This window comes from Brevundimonas sp. LM2 (genome assembly GCF_002002865.1).
Classification (GTDB): domain Bacteria; phylum Pseudomonadota; class Alphaproteobacteria; order Caulobacterales; family Caulobacteraceae; genus Brevundimonas.
The window spans coordinates 2,776,021-2,792,275 of the sequence record NZ_CP019508.1 but is presented as its reverse complement, the minus strand read 5'-3'; the positions used below and the strand labels follow the sequence as shown (position 1 = coordinate 2,792,275).

At 69.0% G+C, this 16,255-nt stretch carries 17 protein-coding genes; 8 read left to right on the top strand and 9 right to left on the bottom strand.

Features of this window, described 5'->3' with window-relative positions; all coding sequences use genetic code 11:
* Positions 1-44 precede the first annotated feature (44 nt).
* Positions 45-1,994 (bottom strand): transketolase, encoded by a 1,950-nt coding sequence (gene tkt, locus BZG35_RS13840; RefSeq protein WP_216351929.1) that lies wholly within the window; start codon positions 1,992-1,994, stop codon positions 45-47.
* Between the two features lie 141 nt (positions 1,995-2,135).
* Between tkt and BZG35_RS13835 the strand changes: the two genes are divergently transcribed.
* The 4 genes from BZG35_RS13835 to BZG35_RS13820 all read left to right on the top strand — a co-directional run bounded on the left by BZG35_RS13835 (position 2,136) and on the right by BZG35_RS13820 (position 4,410).
* On the top strand, positions 2,136-2,390 hold the full coding sequence (locus BZG35_RS13835; RefSeq protein ID WP_077356364.1) for a hypothetical protein: 255 nt from the start codon (positions 2,136-2,138) through the stop codon (positions 2,388-2,390).
* Positions 2,390-2,716, top strand: coding sequence for a cell division protein ZapA (locus BZG35_RS13830; RefSeq protein WP_077356362.1), 327 nt, complete (start codon positions 2,390-2,392; stop codon positions 2,714-2,716). The genes BZG35_RS13835 and BZG35_RS13830 overlap by 1 nt, the downstream gene beginning before the upstream one ends.
* A gap of 302 nt (positions 2,717-3,018) precedes the next feature.
* Positions 3,019-3,579: a 5-formyltetrahydrofolate cyclo-ligase gene (locus BZG35_RS13825; protein WP_077356360.1), complete on the top strand. Its 561-nt coding sequence runs from the start codon at positions 3,019-3,021 to the stop codon at positions 3,577-3,579.
* A 6-nt stretch (positions 3,580-3,585) separates the two neighbouring features.
* Entirely contained in the window at positions 3,586-4,410 is an 825-nt protein-coding gene (locus BZG35_RS13820) for a TIGR00282 family metallophosphoesterase (protein ID WP_077356358.1), read from the top strand.
* A 3-nt stretch (positions 4,411-4,413) separates the two neighbouring features.
* Here BZG35_RS13820 and BZG35_RS13815 read toward each other — a convergent pair whose 3' ends face one another.
* From BZG35_RS13815 to purL, 5 genes are all read right to left on the bottom strand, one after another.
* Complete coding sequence (locus tag BZG35_RS13815) at positions 4,414-6,588, bottom strand: prolyl oligopeptidase family serine peptidase (protein WP_150126043.1); 2,175 nt, start codon at positions 6,586-6,588, stop codon at positions 4,414-4,416.
* A gap of 79 nt (positions 6,589-6,667) precedes the next feature.
* Positions 6,668-7,093 (bottom strand): DUF305 domain-containing protein, encoded by a 426-nt coding sequence (locus BZG35_RS13810; RefSeq protein ID WP_077356354.1) that lies wholly within the window; start codon positions 7,091-7,093, stop codon positions 6,668-6,670.
* 109 nt (positions 7,094-7,202) lie between these two features.
* On the bottom strand, positions 7,203-8,768 hold the full coding sequence (locus BZG35_RS13805) for an alkaline phosphatase (protein ID WP_077356352.1): 1,566 nt from the start codon (positions 8,766-8,768) through the stop codon (positions 7,203-7,205).
* A gap of 80 nt (positions 8,769-8,848) precedes the next feature.
* A complete protein-coding gene (locus BZG35_RS13800; RefSeq protein ID WP_253189183.1) occupies positions 8,849-9,937 on the bottom strand; it encodes a glycosyltransferase family 4 protein in 1,089 nt (362 codons plus the stop codon).
* 37 nt (positions 9,938-9,974) lie between these two features.
* Complete coding sequence (gene purL, locus BZG35_RS13795; protein WP_077356350.1) at positions 9,975-12,173, bottom strand: phosphoribosylformylglycinamidine synthase subunit PurL; 2,199 nt, start codon at positions 12,171-12,173, stop codon at positions 9,975-9,977.
* Positions 12,174-12,278: 105 nt separating this feature from the next.
* Between purL and BZG35_RS13790 the strand changes: the two genes are divergently transcribed.
* Complete coding sequence (locus BZG35_RS13790) at positions 12,279-12,458, top strand: hypothetical protein (protein ID WP_077356348.1); 180 nt, start codon at positions 12,279-12,281, stop codon at positions 12,456-12,458.
* On the opposite strand, the gene BZG35_RS18265 is transcribed toward BZG35_RS13790, so the two are convergent.
* Positions 12,455-12,679, bottom strand: a complete 225-nt coding sequence (locus BZG35_RS18265; protein WP_253189182.1) for a hypothetical protein — start codon at positions 12,677-12,679, stop codon at positions 12,455-12,457. The genes BZG35_RS13790 and BZG35_RS18265 overlap by 4 nt on opposite strands.
* Positions 12,661-13,266 carry a hypothetical protein gene (locus tag BZG35_RS13785; RefSeq protein ID WP_253189181.1) on the bottom strand — a complete coding sequence of 202 codons (606 nt, stop codon included), beginning with the start codon at positions 13,264-13,266 and terminating at the stop codon, positions 12,661-12,663. Before BZG35_RS13785 ends, BZG35_RS18265 begins: the two co-directional genes overlap by 19 nt.
* A 136-nt stretch (positions 13,267-13,402) precedes the next feature.
* Between BZG35_RS13785 and BZG35_RS13780 the strand changes: the two genes are divergently transcribed.
* A complete protein-coding gene (locus BZG35_RS13780; protein WP_077356346.1) occupies positions 13,403-13,663 on the top strand; it encodes a hypothetical protein in 261 nt (86 codons plus the stop codon).
* On the opposite strand, the gene purQ is transcribed toward BZG35_RS13780, so the two are convergent.
* Entirely contained in the window at positions 13,660-14,322 is a 663-nt protein-coding gene (gene purQ, locus BZG35_RS13775) for a phosphoribosylformylglycinamidine synthase subunit PurQ (protein ID WP_077356344.1), read from the bottom strand. The genes BZG35_RS13780 and purQ overlap by 4 nt on opposite strands.
* Before the next feature lie 260 nt (positions 14,323-14,582).
* On the opposite strand from purQ, the gene BZG35_RS13770 reads away from it, so the two are divergent.
* Positions 14,583-15,122, top strand: coding sequence for a DUF4142 domain-containing protein (locus BZG35_RS13770; protein ID WP_171981963.1), 540 nt, complete (start codon positions 14,583-14,585; stop codon positions 15,120-15,122).
* Between the two features lie 34 nt (positions 15,123-15,156).
* Positions 15,157-16,251: an alpha/beta hydrolase gene (locus BZG35_RS13765; RefSeq protein ID WP_150126042.1), complete on the top strand. Its 1,095-nt coding sequence runs from the start codon at positions 15,157-15,159 to the stop codon at positions 16,249-16,251.
* Positions 16,252-16,255: the final 4 nt, after the last annotated feature.

The window sequence follows — 16,255 nt, the reverse complement described above, 5'->3', positions numbered from 1 at the left end:
TCACACTCCGCCCGGGGGCGAAGTGTAATCGCATTATTCCAGGATCAAAGCCGGGCCTTAGCCGCCGCCACCACGGCGTCGGCGGTGATGCCGAACTCGCGGTACAGGACGTCGGCGGGGGCCGAGGCGCCGAAGCCGGTCATGCCGACGAAGGCTCCATCCTCGCCGATGAACCGCTCCCAGCCCTGCTGGATGGCGGCCTCGACCGCCACCCGCACCGTGCCCCGGCCGATGACCGAGGCCTGGTAGGCGGCGTCCTGCTGTTCGAACAGTTCGAAACAGGGGGCCGAGACGACGCGGGTCGGGGTGCCTTCGGCCTCCAGGGTCGCGGCGGCCTTCAGGGCGATCGGGACCTCGGTGCCGGTGGCGAACAGGGTGACCCGGGCCTCGCCCGAGGCGGCTTTCAGCTCATAGGCCCCGCGACCCGACAGGTTCTCGTCCGCGGCGGTCAGGCGGACGGCGGCGGTCTTCTGGCGCGACAGGCACAGGGCCGACGGGGTGCCCTTGTGCTGCAAGGCCAGCTGCCAGCATTCGAAGGCCTCGACCGTGTCGGCGGGGCGGAAGACCAGCAGGTTGGGGATGGCGCGCAGGGCGGCCAGATGCTCGACCGGCTGGTGGGTCGGGCCGTCCTCGCCCAGGCCGATGGAGTCGTGGGTCAGGACGTGGATGACGCGGATGCCCATCAGGGCCGCCATGCGGATGGCCGGGCGGCTGTAGTCCGAGAACACCATGAAGGTGCCGCCGTAGGGGATGACCCCGCCGTGCAGGGCCATGCCGCTCATGGCCGCCGCCATGCCGAACTCGCGGATGCCGTAGTTGACGTAGCGACCCTCATAGGTCGGGGCGTCGAAGATCGGCGTGCCCTTGACGAAGGTGTTGTTGGAGCCGGTCAGGTCGGCCGAGCCGCCGATCATCTCGGGCACGGCGGCGAACAGAGTCTCCAGCGCGGCGCCGGAGGCCTGGCGGGTGGCCTGGGCCGGCTGGTCGACCAGCAGCTGGGCGATGCCGGCGTTCAGGGCGTCGAAGGCGCGTTCCGGCAGGTCGCCGGACATGGAGCGGGTGAACTCCAGCGCCTGGGGCGAGGATGCGAGGCGGTCTTCCCAGGCCTTGCGGTCCTTGCCGCCGCGCTTGCCGACCTTGCGCCAGGCCTTTTCGATCGGCTCGGGGATGACGAAGGGTTCGTGATCCCAGGCCAGGCCCAGGCGGGTGGCGGCGATCTCGGCCGCCCCCAGGGCCGCGCCGTGGGTCTTGTGGCTGCCCTCCAGGGTGGCCGCGCCGCGACCGATCTTGGTCTTGCAGGCGATGAGGGTGGGCCTGTCCTGTCTGGTCGCCCATTGCAGGGCGGACTTGATGGCCTTGACGTCGTGACCGTCGATCGCCTTGACGGCCCAGCCGGCGGCCTTGAAGCGAGCCTTCTGGTCGGTGGCGTCGGACAGGGATACCGCGCCGTCGATGGTGATGGCGTTGTCGTCCCACAGGACGGTCAGCTTGTTCAGCCTGTAACGGCCGGCCAGGGCGATGGCCTCCTGCGAGACCCCCTCCATCAGGCAGCCGTCGCCGGCGATGACCCAGGTGCGGTGGTCGACCAGGTCGTCGCCGTATTTCGCCGCCAGATGGCGCTCGGCCATGGCGAACCCGACGGAGTTGGCCAGGCCCTGGCCCAGCGGGCCGGTCGTGGTCTCGACGCCGGGCATGTGCCCGAACTCGGGGTGGCCGGCGGTCTTGGAACCCCACTGACGGAAGTTCGACAGCTCCTCGGTGCTGGCGGCCTTGTAGCCGGTCAGGTGCAACAGGGCGTAGATCAGCATCGAGCCGTGGCCCGCCGACAGGATGAAGCGGTCGCGGTCGGCCCAGTCGGGGCGGCTGGCGTCGAACTTCAGAAACTTCGAGAACAGCACCGTGGCCACGTCGGCCATGCCCATCGGCATGCCGGGGTGGCCGCTGTTGGCCTTTTCCACCCCGTCCATGGCCAGAACGCGGATGGCGTCCGCCATCTGTTTCACGGTGGCCTTGTTGGAGGCGATCTTGGCGTCGGCCACGGGCAAATCTTTCGTCTTGGGGCGGAAAAGGCAGGCGGCGCCGCTTTACCGCGCGACGCGGGCGGGTTCTATACGAAATCTGGAGGGATACGATCGATGGCCGATGCCACTACCGCCGCGCGCGACCGGATCGACCAGGCCCTGGCCCTGCTGGAGAAGCGGATCGACGACCTGAAGGGGGCGCCCGCCGCGCCTGACGACGACCTGTTCGCCCTGCCCACCTCGCCGGGCAGCCCGTCGGCCGAGAAGGCGCGGATCGCCGAGCTGGAGGCGGCGGGGCGAGAGGCCTCCGCGGCGCTGGCCCGGGCGGCCGAGGCGCTGCGCACCATCCTTGCCGGGACCGCCGACTGATGGCGACGGTGACGGTCGAGATCAACGGGCGCCCCTATGCGGTGGGCTGCGCCGACGGGCAGGAGGACCGGGTCCGCGTCCTGGCCCGACAATTCGACAACCATGTCCGCCAGGTCGCCGCCGATGTGGGCCATGTGGGGGATCTCCGGCTGTTCCTGATGGCGGCGCTGGTCCTGGCCGACGAACTGCACGAGGCGCGGCTGGCCGTGGGGGGCGAGATCACCCTGACCGCTTCAGCAGGCGCCGCTCCGTCGGCGGAGGCCGGTGTGGCCGAAGCGCTGAACGCGGTCGCGGCCCGGATCGAGAAGATCACGCGCAGTCTCTGATCGCAGGCCTTGATCGACGGGGACCCGCCAGCCATTGCCGAGCGGCCGCTCCGCGCCTATCTTGATCAGCGGCGGGTCCTGCTGTGGCTCACGTCGAAGGCAACACATCCTCGCGGCCTTAATTCACTCGAAGGGATCTGTCCCTGTCTGACCTCGTGGGGTCGGGTACACGGAGCCCACCTGGCTACCCAGGCTCGAGAGGATTTAAACCGTCCTTCACGGCTCTTATGGCGCCGCCAACCTCTTCCCTGTTCAGGGCGCTACCGCTCGCGATGCGGTCGCTCGCTGCTTGAGCCCTGCCCGTGGCCCCCTCGACCGACAAGGCTGCCCTTCGCGCCGAGGCCCGCGCCCGACGTCGAGGTCTGGCGGTTTCAGCTCCCGATGCGGCCTATCAAGCGGCCCTTTTCTCCGATGATCTTCCGCCCGGATCCCTGGTGGCCCTCTATCGCGCCATGGGCACCGAGTTCGATCCCGAGCCTCTGGCCGAGGCCGTGATCGTTGGCGGCCGGGCGCTGTGCCTGCCGGTGGTGCTGCGGACCGACGCTCCCATGGTCTTTCGGCGCTGGTCGCCGGGCGATCCGCTGGAGCCGGACGCCGCCGGTTGTCCGGCACCGCTGCCCCTGGCCGGGGTCGTCGATCCCGATCTGATCCTGACGCCGCTGCTGGCCTTCGACGATCTCGGGGGGCGACTGGGGCAGGGGGGCGGCTACTATGACCGGACCTTCGCCGCTCGACCGGAGGCCGTGCGCATCGGCCTGGCCTATGCGGGCCAGAGGGTCGAGCGCCTGCCCATGGAGTCGCATGACATCCGCCTGCATGGTGTTCTGACCGAGGTCGGCTATACCGCCGCCCGAAAGGTCTAACTCCTCATGCGTCTTGCCTTCTTCGGCGATGTGATCGGCAAGTCCGGTCGCGATGGCCTGTCCGACCACCTGCCGGGGCTGAAGCGGGTCCTGAAGCTCGACTTCGTCGTGGTCAATGCCGAGAACGCCGCCGGCGGGTTCGGCATCACCGAAAACACGGCCAAGGAGCTGTTCATGGCGGGGGCCGACTGCCTGACCCTGGGCAATCACTCCTGGGACCAGCGCGAAGCCCTGACCTATATCGTGCGCGAGCCGCGCCTGATCCGCCCGGCCAACTATCCCCGGCTGATGGACGCGCCGGGGGCGGGGGCCAATCTGTTCGAGACGCCGTCGGGCAAGACCGTCCTGGTCATGAACGTGCTGGGCCGGATCCATATGGACGCCGTCGACGATCCGTTCGGCGCGGTGGACCGCGAACTGAACGCCGCCCCCCTGGGCCATGTCGCCGACGCCGTGATCGTCGACATGCACTGCGAGGCGACGTCGGAGAAGATGGCCATGGGCCATTTCTGCGACGGGCGGGCCTCTCTGGTGATCGGCACCCACACCCATGTCCCGACCGCCGATGCCCAGATCCTGCCGGGCGGCACGGCCTATCAGACCGACGCCGGCGGCTGCTGCGACTACGACAGCGTCATCGGCAACGAGAAGGAAGAGCCGCTGCGGCGCTTCACCACCCGGATCTCGCAGGGACGTTACTCCCCCGCCCACGGACCGGCGACCGTCTGCGGCGTCTATGTCGAGACCGACGACAAGACCGGCCTGGCGGTCCGCATCGAGCCGATCCGCGTCGGTGGACGATTGAAGCAGACGATCCCCGAGGCGGCCTGAACGTCAGGCCGGCGCGAACTCGGGGTGATTGGTCCGCTGCAGGAAAAAGGCGTAGACGTCGGCGGTTTCCTGGTCCTGCTGGGTCCGCGTGGAGCCGAGGCCATGGCCGGCGTCGAAATCCACCCGCAGCAGGATCGGGCCGCTGTCGGTAGATGCCGCGGCTCGCAAACGCGCCGCCATCTTGCCCGAGTTCCAGGGCTCGACCCGGGGGTCGGTCATGCCGTGGGTCAGCAGGACGGCCGGATAGCGGGTGCCGTCGACGACATGATGCAGGGAATCCATCTCATACAGCCCCCGGAAACCCTCCTCGGTCGTCACGGTGCCGAACTCCTCGATGTTCGGCGGACCATTCTGGCTGAACTCGATGCGCAGAGTATTCAGGCATCCGACGGCCGGTACGACGAGGGCGAACAGGTCGGGCCGTTCCGTCAGGGCGCGACCCATGGTGATCCCGCCGGCTGACCCCCCGATGGCACCGAGTTTGGCGGGCGAGGTCCATCCCTGCGCCACCAGGTGTTCGCAGACATCGATCAGGTCGCGCCAGGTGTTGGGCTTGGTCAGCTTGCGGCCCGCCCGCCACCAGCGCTTGCCATACTCGCCGCCGCCCCTGACATGGGCGACCGCCTGGACGCCGCCCTTTTCCAGAAAGGCGATGCCGCGTGTGTCGAAACCGGGCGACGACACGGATTGATAGGCCCCGTAGGCCTCGACCATCGTCGGGTTCGAGCCGTCGCGCGGCGCGCCCTTCTTGGAGATGATCGAGACCGGCACGCGCGTGCCGTCCCGAGCGACGGCGAAGTCACGGGTCAGTTCGTAAGGCGTGGTGTCGATGTCCGGCTTGGGTGCCAGGCCGGTGTCGGTCACCCGCCCGTCGGCATCCAGATGCCATACGCCTGACGGCTCGAGCCAACTGGTAAGCCGAAGATAGGCTCCCGGCTGGTCGGTCGTGACGCTCAACTGCTGGATGCTCCCTTCGAAGGGGAGGGGGATCGGTTCCAACGCCCCACCGTCCTGGCTCCTGAAGAGCGTCTGATAGCCGCCATCGAGTTGGGTGACATACAGCGCATCGGCGGCGGCCCCCAGGTTCTCGATGACCAAGTCGCCTTGGGGCATCACCACGACGGCGCCCACCAGATCCGGTTCGGACATGCGGGTGCGCAACAGCTTGCCGTTGTCGGCGTCCTTCGTCGTCAGCAGCCAGAGGTCGTCGCCCTTGAAAGCAAAGTTGATGACTTCATCCGCAACGGTGGCGACAGGCTGCCATTTTGGCTGGCCGGCCAGCAGGTCGTCCAGTCGCGCGGTCCAGAGGGGGTTCTCGCGCCGGACCCCGCCGATCATGGCGACCAAGACATGGTCGGAACTTGGATCGATCACGACGAAGGGAAAGTCCGTCGGATCGCTCGGGACATCCGCATACTGGCCCCGTTGCAGGATGCGGACGTCGTCGTCGGCCGGCGTGTTCAGCCGATGCAGCCAGCAGACGCTGTCGAGGTAGTATTCGCGCGATCCCGGGGCCGCACCCGCGAGACGGATGTACAGGAAGCCCGATCCATCGGGCAGCCAGAAGGGAGAGGCGTACTGGGTGCGGTCGATCCGCTCGGGAAGGATCTCCCCGGTATCGACGACCATGATCTGGAGGACCGAGTTCTCGGACCCCGCCGGCGACAGGCCATAGACGACATGGCGGCCGTCGGGCGACGCTGACCACCAGTCCAGAGACACATGAGTTCCCCCCGCCTTCAGGGAGTCGGGATCGACCAGTACGCGATCGGCGGCGTCGAGGTGTTCGCGCACGAACAGGGCTGCGGTATCCTTTCCCTCTTCGCGCTTCTGATAGAACAGCCGGCCCCCCGCCACGGTCGGCGCGCCCGCGTTCGCGTTCGATCCGGTCAATCCCGAAATGCGCACTGCCAGCGCTTCGCGGCCTGGGATGGCGTCCAGAATGGCGCGGGCGTGGGCGGCGTTGCCGCGCATATAGGGTTCCCAGTCGGGATCGGTCGGTGTCTCCATCCAGCGGTACGGGTCCGTGACCGATCGGCCGAAGAAGGTCTCGGTCACCGGTTCGACCCGCGCCGTCGGTGGAACCGGACCATCAGCGGCGCTTGCAAGCACCCGATGACCCGAGGCGGCGACCAGCGCCAGGCCGGCCACGCCGCTGAGAAAGCTCCTCCGCCGCATTTTCATTGGCATCCTCCCAGGAAGGGATGAGCCCATGGCCGAGACTTCTTGTCAAACCGCGATACGCGAATTCATCGCGTCAGGTCCCGTTCGACGGCGACCAGGCGCGCATCTCGGCGATCTCGCGCGTCTGGGCCTCGATGACCGCCTGGGCCATGCGGCGGATCTCCGGGTCGGTGCTCTCGGCGAGCGCCACCTCGGCCATCGCCACCGCGCCCTGGTGGTGCGCGATCATCTTGGCGACATAGGCCTGGTCCACCGTCTCGCCGCTGGCGGCCGTCATCAACCGGTGCATCTCGGCCTCGGATTCGGCGAAGGCCGCGTTGCCGGCCATGGCGCCGTGGCCGGCGTGATCCTGAGGGCCGGACACCTCGCCCTCGACGACCGTCGCGGCGTGGTTCTTGGACGAGGTTTCCAGCAGGGCCTGCTGCACCGGATCTCCGCCCCCGTCGCACGCGGCGAGCAGAAACGGCAGGGTGAGGAGAGCGAGGCGCGGAAGGGTCATGCGAAGGCCTATAAATGCAGCGGTCGAGCCCGGTTTGCCTCAGGCGGACTCAGCTGTCCGCAGGAAACGGTGCCGCAGGCCGCGATTGAAGCGGCTGACGGCTTCGGGGTCAGGCGCTGACCAGCCGCGCATTCCCTGCCTCGATGGCGAACTTCGCTCGGGTGGTCAGCACGCCGTTGCGGTCGTGGATCTGGTCCAGCACCTTGAACTCGGTCTGCCAGCGCTCCGGCGTCACGTCGCAGATCACATAGCCGCGCTGGGCGTTGTTGAACTTGAGGATCGGGTTGACCGACTGGATGCGGGCCATGTCCGGGCGCTGATCGACGCCGTCGCCGCCGGAGCTGATCGAGGTCGAGACGAACTCCGTGGCGATGGGATCGCCCTCCGGATTGCGGCCGTCGATGAACAGCTCCCCGGCATAGTTCTGGTGCTCGTCGCCGGTTAGCACCACGACGTTGTCGATGCGCCGATCCTTGATGTGCTGCAGCAGGCGGGCGCGGGGCACGCGATAGCCGGCCCAGCTGTCGGTGTTGACGCCATAGTCCTCGCTGGGATTGCGATCCAGGTCCATGACCATGATCTGCTGCGCCAGCGCCTTCCAGGTGGTCTGCGAACGGTTCAGACCGTCGAACAGCCAGGCCTCCTGCGCCGAACCCAGAACCTGGGCCTCGCGGTCATTGATGCCGTCGCAGCCGGCGTTGAACTTGTCGTCACAGGGCTGGTTCGACCGGAACTGGCGGGTGTCCAGCAGGTCGATGTCCAACAGGTCGCCATAGGTCGCCTTGCGATACAGCTGCATGGCCGACCCGCGCGGGAACGCCGAGCGGCGCAGCGGCATGTGCTCGTAATAGGCCTGCATGGCCGCGGCCTTGCGCAGCATGAAGACTTCCGGCGGGGTGTTGTCCTGGTCCGTGTCGCTGACCCAGTTGTTGTCGATCTCGTGGTCGTCCCAGACGGTGAACCAGGCGGCCGAGGCGTGGCTGGCCTGCAGGTCCGTGTCCATCTTGTACTGGGCATAGCGCTGGCGGTAGTCGACCAGGGAATAGATCTCGCCGCCGACGTGCTGGCGCGGGTTCTCCTGCGGGCCGGCGGCGCTGTTGAAGACCCGGTTGCCCCGGCCCTCATAGATGTAGTCGCCGTAGCAGAAGATGAAGTCCAGATCCTCGCCCGCGATCTTGCGGTGGGCGGTGTAATAGCCCTGCTCATAGGCCTGGCAGCCGACGATCCCGAACTTGACCTGGGCGATAGAGGACCCGACCAGCGGCGTGGTCTTGGCCCGGCCGACGGCGCTGCGCTCCTTGCCGGCCGTGAAACGGTAGAAATAGGGGCGGGCGGCCTCCAGTCCCTCGACCTCGACATGCACCGCGTGTCCCAGCTCCGGACGGGCGACGACCTCGCCGGTGCGGACGATGGTCGCAAAGCCGGCGTCGGCCGCGACCTCCCAGGTCACGGCCATGGGCTGGGACGGCATGCCGTGGTCGGGCTCGAGCGGGCGGGGGGCCAGACGGGTCCAGATCACGAAGCCATCCGGCAGGGGGTCGCCGGCCGCCACGCCCAGCTGGAAGGGATTGGTCTCGAAGATCGCCTGGGCGAGGGCCGGACGCCCGAGGGCCACGGTGGCCCCGCCGAATCCGGCGACGGCGAGGAGGGAGCGGCGGGAGAGAAACAGCGACATCGGAAATCCTCGGAGCGACGCTCCCTACTAGGGTCGGCATGTAACAGTTCGGCAAAGCTCGCCCGGCGTATCCCCAGGTTTCAGGGCGGCGACGCAGCGCCCTCCACGATCCGGCGACGCAGCGCGTCCAGCTCGGCGGCGCGCCGGGCGGGGGTATGTTCCCGCGCCACATAGGCCTGCCCCTCGCGCGCCAGGGCGAGGCGACGCGCCGGGTCCGCGATCAGGGCGTCCATGGCCTCGCCCAGGGCCTCGGGCGTCAGCGGATCGACATAGAGGGCGTGCGGGCCCGAGGCGAGCCGGAGCCCGCCCCGGCCCGAGGAGATGACGGCGGCGCCGGCGGCATGCGCCTCCACCGCCGACAGGCCGAACGGCTCCTGCCAGACCGAGGGGACGACCGCGATGGCGGCGGCCTGCAGGCTTTGGCGCACCACCGACATCGGCTGGTTGGTCAGGACCTCGACCCGCGCCCCGAATTGCTGCAGCGGCACTAGATGGGGGGCGGCCCAGGCGCCGTGCATGTGCCAGTCGTTCAGCAGAAGGCGGACGCGCCAGTCGGGGCGACGCTCCAGCACGGCGGGCAGGGCCTGGCACAGCAGGTCCAGGCCCTTTTCGGGAAGGGCCCGGCCCGAGAAGACGATCAACGGCGCGCGCACCGCCGGATCCGCCGACCACGGGGCGACGTCGATGGGGTTGAGGACGGCGTGGGCGCGTTCGGCCAGGGCCGGGTAGTCGATCGCGAATTGATCCCGGACGACGTCGCTGACGAAGACCAATCCGGCCAGGGGACGGTAGCGGGCGTCGTAGCGCGCCCGCTGCCGCGCGGTCTTCGGGGCCGGCGTCGCATTGTGGCGATAGAGCACGGTCGGGATGTCGGCCATGGCCCGGGCGATGGCGGGGGCGCTGTGCGCGTGCTGATGCACCTCGACGTAGTCGGGGGCCCAGTCCCTGAGCGCGCGGATCACGCGCCAGGTCCGCAGCCAGCGTAGACGGCTGGGCTGGACCGTGCGCACGTCGAACGGCCCATGGTCGTCGGCCCCCGCGTCGCAGACGATCAGGGTCGTGTCCCGGTCGGCGCTCGCCTGGGTCATGGCCCGGACCACGGCCTCGATCGAGATCGGCCGGGCCTCCGAGAACAGGTAGCCGGCCGGCAGGACGACGGCGACCTTCATGCCACGCCTCGCCGGACCGGCTCGGCGCGGCGCATGGTCAGCCCTCGATCCAGCCGGGCATCCAGCCCTCGTGGATTTCGCGCAGGTGCTTGAGCGGGAGGCTGAAGAGGTCGGTGGAGGCGAAGGCCTCGCCCCTGGCATAGCCGACGACCGAGGCATGGAGCCCGGCCTCGCGCGCGGCGGCCAGCACCTCCTGAGGATTGGGCACGGCGACCAGGTAGCGGGCCTGGTCCTCGCCGAACAGAAAGACGTGAGCGTGTGCGGCGCTGGAGGCGTCCAGCACCACGCCGGTGTCCGAGGCCAAAGCCATGTCCGCCGCCGCCCCGATCAGGCCGCCGTCCGACAGGTCGTGGACGCAGGTCAGCCGCCCGGCCTCGATCTCGCCGCGGATGAAGTCGCCGGTCTTGCGTTCCAGCGCCAGGTCGACCGGCGGCGGGGCGCCGTCCTCGCGGCCCAGGACTTCGCGCAGATACAGCGACGCCCCCAGTTCGCCGACCGTGTCCCCGATCAGGATCAGGGAGTCGCCTTCGGCCATGGTCGAGAAGCCGGCCACGACGTCGTAGTTGGGCAGCAGGCCGACGCCGCCGACGGTCGGGGTGGGCGGGATCGCCGCCCCATTGGTCTCGTTGTACAGGCTGACGTTCCCGCTCACGACCGGGAAGTCCAGGACGCGGCAGGCCTCGGCCATGCCGTCGATGGCGCGGACGATCTGGCCCATGATCTCGGGCCGCTGCGGGTTGCCGAAGTTGAGGTTGTCGGTGATGGCGATCGGCCGGCTGCCGACGGCGGTCAGGTTGCGCCAGGCCTCGGCCACGCACTGTTTGCCGCCCTCATAGGGATCGTTCAGCACATAGCGGGGCGTGCAGTCCGAGGTGACCGCCAGACCCTTGTCCGTGCCGTGCACCCGGACGACGCCGGCGTCCGCCCCCGTCGACGAATCCTGCAGGGTGTCGGCCATGACGTGGCGGTCGTACTGCTCCCAGATCCAGCGCTTGGACGCCATGTCCGGGCAGGTCAGCACCTTCAGCACCGCATCGGGCCAGCTCTCGGGGGCGGGCACGTCGCCGGGCGACAGGCGCGGATGCAGCGCGGGCTGGACCCAGGGCCGGTCGTACAGCGGCGCGTCGTCGAACAGCGGCGCGAGCGGCACGTCGCAGACGACCGCGCCATGGTGGTTCAGCACCAGTCGGCCGGTCTCGGTGGTCATGCCGATCACGGCGGCATCCAGGCCCCATTTCTCGAAGATGCGGTGGCCGTCGGCCTCGCGGCCCGGCTTCAGCACCGCCAGCATCCGCTCCTGGCTTTCCGACAGCATCATCTCATAGGCGCTCATGCCCTCCTCGCGCTGGGGCACGGCGTCCATGTTCAGTTCGATGCCGACGCCGCCCTTGCCGGCCATCTCGACCGAAGACGAGGTCAGGCCCGCGGCCCCCATGTCCTGGATGGCGGCCACGGCCCCCGAGGCCATCAGCTCCAGCGTGGCCTCGATCAGCAGCTTCTCGGCGAACGGATCGCCGACCTGGACGGTGGGACGTTTCTCGTCCGAATCCTCGTCGAACTCGGCCGAGGCCATGGTCGCGCCGTGGATGCCGTCGCGCCCGGTCTTGGAGCCGAAATAGACCACCGACATGCCCGGCCCCGGCGCGGCCGAGTAGAAGATGGCGTCCGACTTGGCCAGGCCGACGCACATGGCGTTGACCAGGATGTTGCCGTTGTAGCCGGCGTGGAAGTTTGTCTCGCCCGCCACCGTCGGCACCCCGACGCAGTTGCCGTAGCCGCCGATGCCGCTGACCACGCCCTTGACCAGGCGTTTGGTCTTCTCGTGCCCGATGTCGCCGAAGCGCAGGGCGTTCAGCAGGGCCACCGGCCGCGCGCCCATGGTGAAGACGTCGCGCATGATGCCGCCCACGCCGGTCGCCGCGCCCTGATAGGGCTCGATGAAGGACGGGTGGTTGTGGCTCTCCATCTTGAAGATGCAGGCGTCGCCGTCGTCGATGTCGATGACGCCCGCGTTCTCGCCCGGGCCGCAGATCACGCGGGGTCCGGTGGTCGGGAACTTGCCCAGGTGGATCTTGGACGACTTGTACGAGCAGTGCTCGGACCACATGACCGAAAACACGCCCAGTTCCAGCTGGTTGGGCTCGCGCCCCAGCCGGTCCAGGATGACCTGATATTCATTGGGGGCCAGGCCGTATTCGACGGCGAGGTCGGCGGTGGACTTGTGTGGGGCGCTCATGGCGGGCTTCTAGCCGCGATCGGCGGGACTGTCAGCCCGGTCGCGTCGTGGGAACGCATCGGCGGCATGGTCGCTGTTCAGGCACACCCCTCACAGGAGCCTCCCATGACCGACCAGCCCATCGATCCCGCCGCCACCCCCGAGGACGACGACGCCCCCGAAATCGCCGCCGATGACGCCGGAGCCTCGGCCCTCGCCGAGCGGATGGGCAATACCGAGAGCCCCATCATGGCCGACCCGGTGGAAGACGAGGAAGAAGAAGGCCTGGACGGCGAGGGCGTCTAGCCCCCGCCGTGGATCACGCTGGGGTGGCGCTGCCGCAGCCCCAGCGTGATCAGCAGCGCCAGAGCCAGCAGAATGCCGCTGGCCGCCAGGGCCCCATAGGCCAGGGTCTCATTGCCCTTGGCGCGCTCGGCCACGAACACCCCCAGCAGCCCCCAGGACACGGGCAGAGGATAGGCCAGCAGACTGGTCCGCCAGGTCACGATCAGGGCGAACGCCACCACGCCGGCGATGGCCAGCAGGGCCCAGACGGTCGGGGGGAGGTCGCGGGCAGGTCACCGTTTCCGGTCGCCACGGTCAGCAGATTGACCGGCGAGGCGATGGTCAGCCATCCCGCCAACGCAGCCAGGGGCCAGATCACCAGCCACCGATCGCGGTCCTGACTCCCCAGGGCCCGAACGGCTGCGGCATTCTGCAGCAACGGGATCACCAAGACGCTCAGCGCGCCGAAGATCAGCACGATGGTCATCACCTCTGCGTCCACGGCCGCCGCCAGGATCCAGCCGCCGATCCCGAACAGCGCCAGCACCGAGGGCCATCCGAAGCGGCGGAGCGTCTCGCTCTCCGGGGTCCGGGGCAGGGCCTGACGGACCGCATAGGCCATCAGACCCAGATAGATCGGCCCCCAGATGGCGAAGGCCCAGCCCACGACACGCAAGGTGGCGTCGCTGTCGGCGGCGAACTCGGCCGGCGTCTGGCCGATACTGCCGAACTGCTGCAGCTGGCCGGCCACGACCGCGAAGACCGTCGCCAGAACGACCATCAGGCGGCGGAGGGTCGGGCGCGCAGCGCTTTGGGTATCGGCGGGCATGGGGGTCTCGCAAGGCTGACGCCGTAGCCAGCGCTGCCGCACCTTACGCGCGGCTTGCCGTTTCGTTCACCCCCTCGCCGGCGGAACCGCGCCGCCGGCCCCGGGTTGATCTGGCTCACCCCCTCAGGAGGCTCCAATGACCGACCAACCGATCAACGACGACGACCAGCCGCATTTCGAGACCAGCGACGTCGAGGCCAATGTGGCCATGGAACAGGGCCTGGGCGTCGGCGCCCGCGAACTGGCCGCACAGCGCGACGCCGGCGGCGTGGTGACCGCGGACGTGGATGACTCCGACGGCGAAGTCTATGGCGACGAAGACGAGGACGAAGAGGACGACGAGGTCGAGCCCATCGACCGCAACACCTCCGTTCTCGGCGAAGACCCCGAGGCCTAGGCCGCCGCGTAGATCGAGCGGAACAGGACCGCGCCGTCGGCCGAGCCCAGCTCGGCCTCGAAGGCCCGGTCCGGGTGCGGCATCATCCCGAGCACATTGCCGCGTGCGTTCTGCAGGCCGGCGATGTCGCCGACCGAGCCGTTCGGATTGTCGACATAGCGAAACACGACCTGACCCTCGCCCTCGACCCGGGCGAGGGTTTCGGCGTCGGCGAAATAGTTTCCGTCGCCATTGCCCTGGGTCATGATGACCTCGCGCTGCCCCTGGAAGCCCGCCGTGAACCGGGTCTGGCCATTGGTGACCTCCAGGCTGATCGGCTTGCAGACGTATTTCAGCCCGGCGTTCTTCAGCAGCGCCCCCGGCAGCATCCCGGCCTCGCACAGGATCTGGAAGCCGTTGCAGATGCCCAGCACGGCCACCCCGTCGTCGGCGGCCTTCTTTACCGCCTGCATGATCGGCGATTGCACCGCCATGGCCCCGCAGCGCAGATAGTCGCCGTAGGAGAAGCCGCCGGGCAGGACGATCAGGTCGAGGCCGTCGGGCAGCGTCGTCTCCTGATGCCAGACCATCTCGACCCGCTCGTTCGTCGAGCGTTCGATGGCGACCTTGCAGTCGCGATCACAGTTGGAACCGGGGAAGACGATGACGGCTGCGCTCATGGCGCGGGCGTTTAGCAGGGTTCGGACGGCTTGTCAGGGTGCAGGTTCCAAGACCTCCTCTGACTGGGCCGGTAGCTGCCACCACCGTTCGCCACAGCGGCCGCTCTCCCCCAAGCGACGCCCATCCTGCCGCGTCGGCCGCGCTTGCGGAAGCCGTTCCTGCGACCCGTGCTCACGGCTTTGTACCTGTGCCGTTTGGAACAACGACGATCGACGCTGGTTTGCACCGCCGGATGGGTTGCACTCTCAGGATCAAAAGTATGAAAACCAATATGATAACCGCCGTCGCGGTCGCGGTGATGGGCCTCGCCGGCGCGGCGCAGGCGCAGGACTATGCCTTCAACTGGACGCCGGCGGGGACGGTAAGTCCGACGCCGCCGGCCCCGGCCTTCCTCATGCTGGCGGGCGGGAGCGACCTCTATGAGATCGAGTCCAGCCGCGCCGTCCTTGAGACCACGGCCGACGCCGGTATCCGGACCTTCGCCGAGATGATGATCGCGCACCACACCAAGACAAGCGCCGACGCGACGGCCGCCGCCCAAGCCGCCGGTCTGACGCCGCCCGCGCCGATGCTCAGCGCGCCCCAGGCCGCCATGGTCGCGGCCCTGCGCGGCTATGAGGGCGTCGAGCGGGACCGTCTGTACCTGACCCAGCAGATGATGGCCCACAAGGAAGCCCTGGGTGTGATGCGCACCTATTCGGAGACCGGGGACACGCCGCAGCTGCGGACGGCCGCCGGGGCCACCGTGCCGATCGTCCAGCGCCACCTCTCCGAGGTCGAGCGCCTGGCCCGCCGCTGATCCGCACCCTCCTATTTTACAGAAAGACAAACCCATGAAATCGTTTCGACTGACGGCGCTCTGCGCCTCCACGGCCGCTGCCGTTCTGCTCTCCGGCTGCGGACCCACGATGATGGCGGACATGGGCGGCGCCAACCCGCCGTCCCCCCTGGCCCCCCGCGGCATGAGCGATCGGCCCGACGCCGACATGCAGGCCGTGCTCGACGCCCATGCGGCGCTGGGCGCCCGTCCGATCGAGTCCCTGACCGTGCCCCAGGCCCGGACCCAGCCCTCGCCCGCCGACGCCGTCATGCGGGTCAAGCAGATGCGCAATCTGCCGACCACGCCCGACGCCTCGGTCACCACCCAGGACCTGATGTATCCGGCCGGCATGGGCCAGCAGCCCGTCCGCGTCTACAAGCCCGCCAACGCCTCGGCCCGCGACCTGCCGGTGGTGGTCTATTATCACGGCGGCGGCTGGGTCATCGCCGACCTGGACGTCTATGACGCCACGCCGCGCGCCATGGCCAAGGCCCTGAACGCGATCGTGGTCTCGGTCGAGTATCGCAAGGGGCCGGAGAACAAGTTCCCCGCCGCCCACGAGGACGCCAATGCCGCCTGGCAGTGGGTGATTCAGAACGCCGCCTCCTGGGGCGGAAATCCGCAGAACATCGCGGTCTCCGGCGAAAGCGCCGGCGGCAACTTGGCCCTGAACGTCGCCATCGCGGCGCGCGACAACGGCTGGACCGCGCCCAAGGCCATCCTGGCCGTCTATCCGATCGCCAACGCCGATCCGATGCTGGCCTCCAAGACGATGAACACCGACAGTCTGCCGCTGCGCACGGCGACACTGGCGTGGTTCGGCCAGCACGCCCTGCGCGGGCCGGCCGACATGCAGGACCCCCGCTTCAATCTGGTGGCGGCAAATCTGCGTGGGCTGGCGCCGGTGACGATCGTCAACGCCGACATCGACCCGCTGCGCGACGATGGATCGACGCTGGAGACGGCCCTGCGTTCGGCCGGGGTCCAGGTTGCGCGCCGCAACTGGGAGGGCGCGGTGCACGAGTTCTTCTCGATGGGCGACGTCGTGGCCGATGCGCGCGAGGCTCAGGCCTGGTCGTTCGGCCGCCTGCGCACCGCTCTCCGCTAAGGAC

Bases quoted from the DNA above. Each gene is read 5' to 3' on its own strand.
- BZG35_RS13815 (WP_150126043.1), bottom strand. From the start codon at position 6,588: ATGCGGCGGAGGAGCTTTCTCAGCGGCGTGGCCGGCCTGGCGCTGGTC.
- BZG35_RS13780 (WP_077356346.1), top strand. From the start codon at position 13,403: ATGACCGACCAACCGATCAACGACGACGACCAGCCGCATTTCGAGACC.
- BZG35_RS13810 (WP_077356354.1), bottom strand. From the start codon at position 7,093: ATGACCCTTCCGCGCCTCGCTCTCCTCACCCTGCCGTTTCTGCTCGCC.
- BZG35_RS13770 (WP_171981963.1), top strand. From the start codon at position 14,583: ATGAAAACCAATATGATAACCGCCGTCGCGGTCGCGGTGATGGGCCTC.
- tkt (WP_216351929.1), bottom strand. From the start codon at position 1,994: ATGGCGGACGCCATCCGCGTTCTGGCCATGGACGGGGTGGAAAAGGCC.
- purL (WP_077356350.1), bottom strand. From the start codon at position 12,173: ATGAGCGCCCCACACAAGTCCACCGCCGACCTCGCCGTCGAATACGGC.
- BZG35_RS13785 (WP_253189181.1), bottom strand. From the start codon at position 13,266: ATGCCCGCCGATACCCAAAGCGCTGCGCGCCCGACCCTCCGCCGCCTG.
- BZG35_RS13830 (WP_077356362.1), top strand. From the start codon at position 2,390: ATGGCGACGGTGACGGTCGAGATCAACGGGCGCCCCTATGCGGTGGGC.
- BZG35_RS13765 (WP_150126042.1), top strand. From the start codon at position 15,157: ATGAAATCGTTTCGACTGACGGCGCTCTGCGCCTCCACGGCCGCTGCC.
- purQ (WP_077356344.1), bottom strand. From the start codon at position 14,322: ATGAGCGCAGCCGTCATCGTCTTCCCCGGTTCCAACTGTGATCGCGAC.
- BZG35_RS13820 (WP_077356358.1), top strand. From the start codon at position 3,586: ATGCGTCTTGCCTTCTTCGGCGATGTGATCGGCAAGTCCGGTCGCGAT.
- BZG35_RS13835 (WP_077356364.1), top strand. From the start codon at position 2,136: ATGGCCGATGCCACTACCGCCGCGCGCGACCGGATCGACCAGGCCCTG.
- BZG35_RS13805 (WP_077356352.1), bottom strand. From the start codon at position 8,768: ATGTCGCTGTTTCTCTCCCGCCGCTCCCTCCTCGCCGTCGCCGGATTC.
- BZG35_RS13800 (WP_253189183.1), bottom strand. From the start codon at position 9,937: ATGAAGGTCGCCGTCGTCCTGCCGGCCGGCTACCTGTTCTCGGAGGCC.
- BZG35_RS13790 (WP_077356348.1), top strand. From the start codon at position 12,279: ATGACCGACCAGCCCATCGATCCCGCCGCCACCCCCGAGGACGACGAC.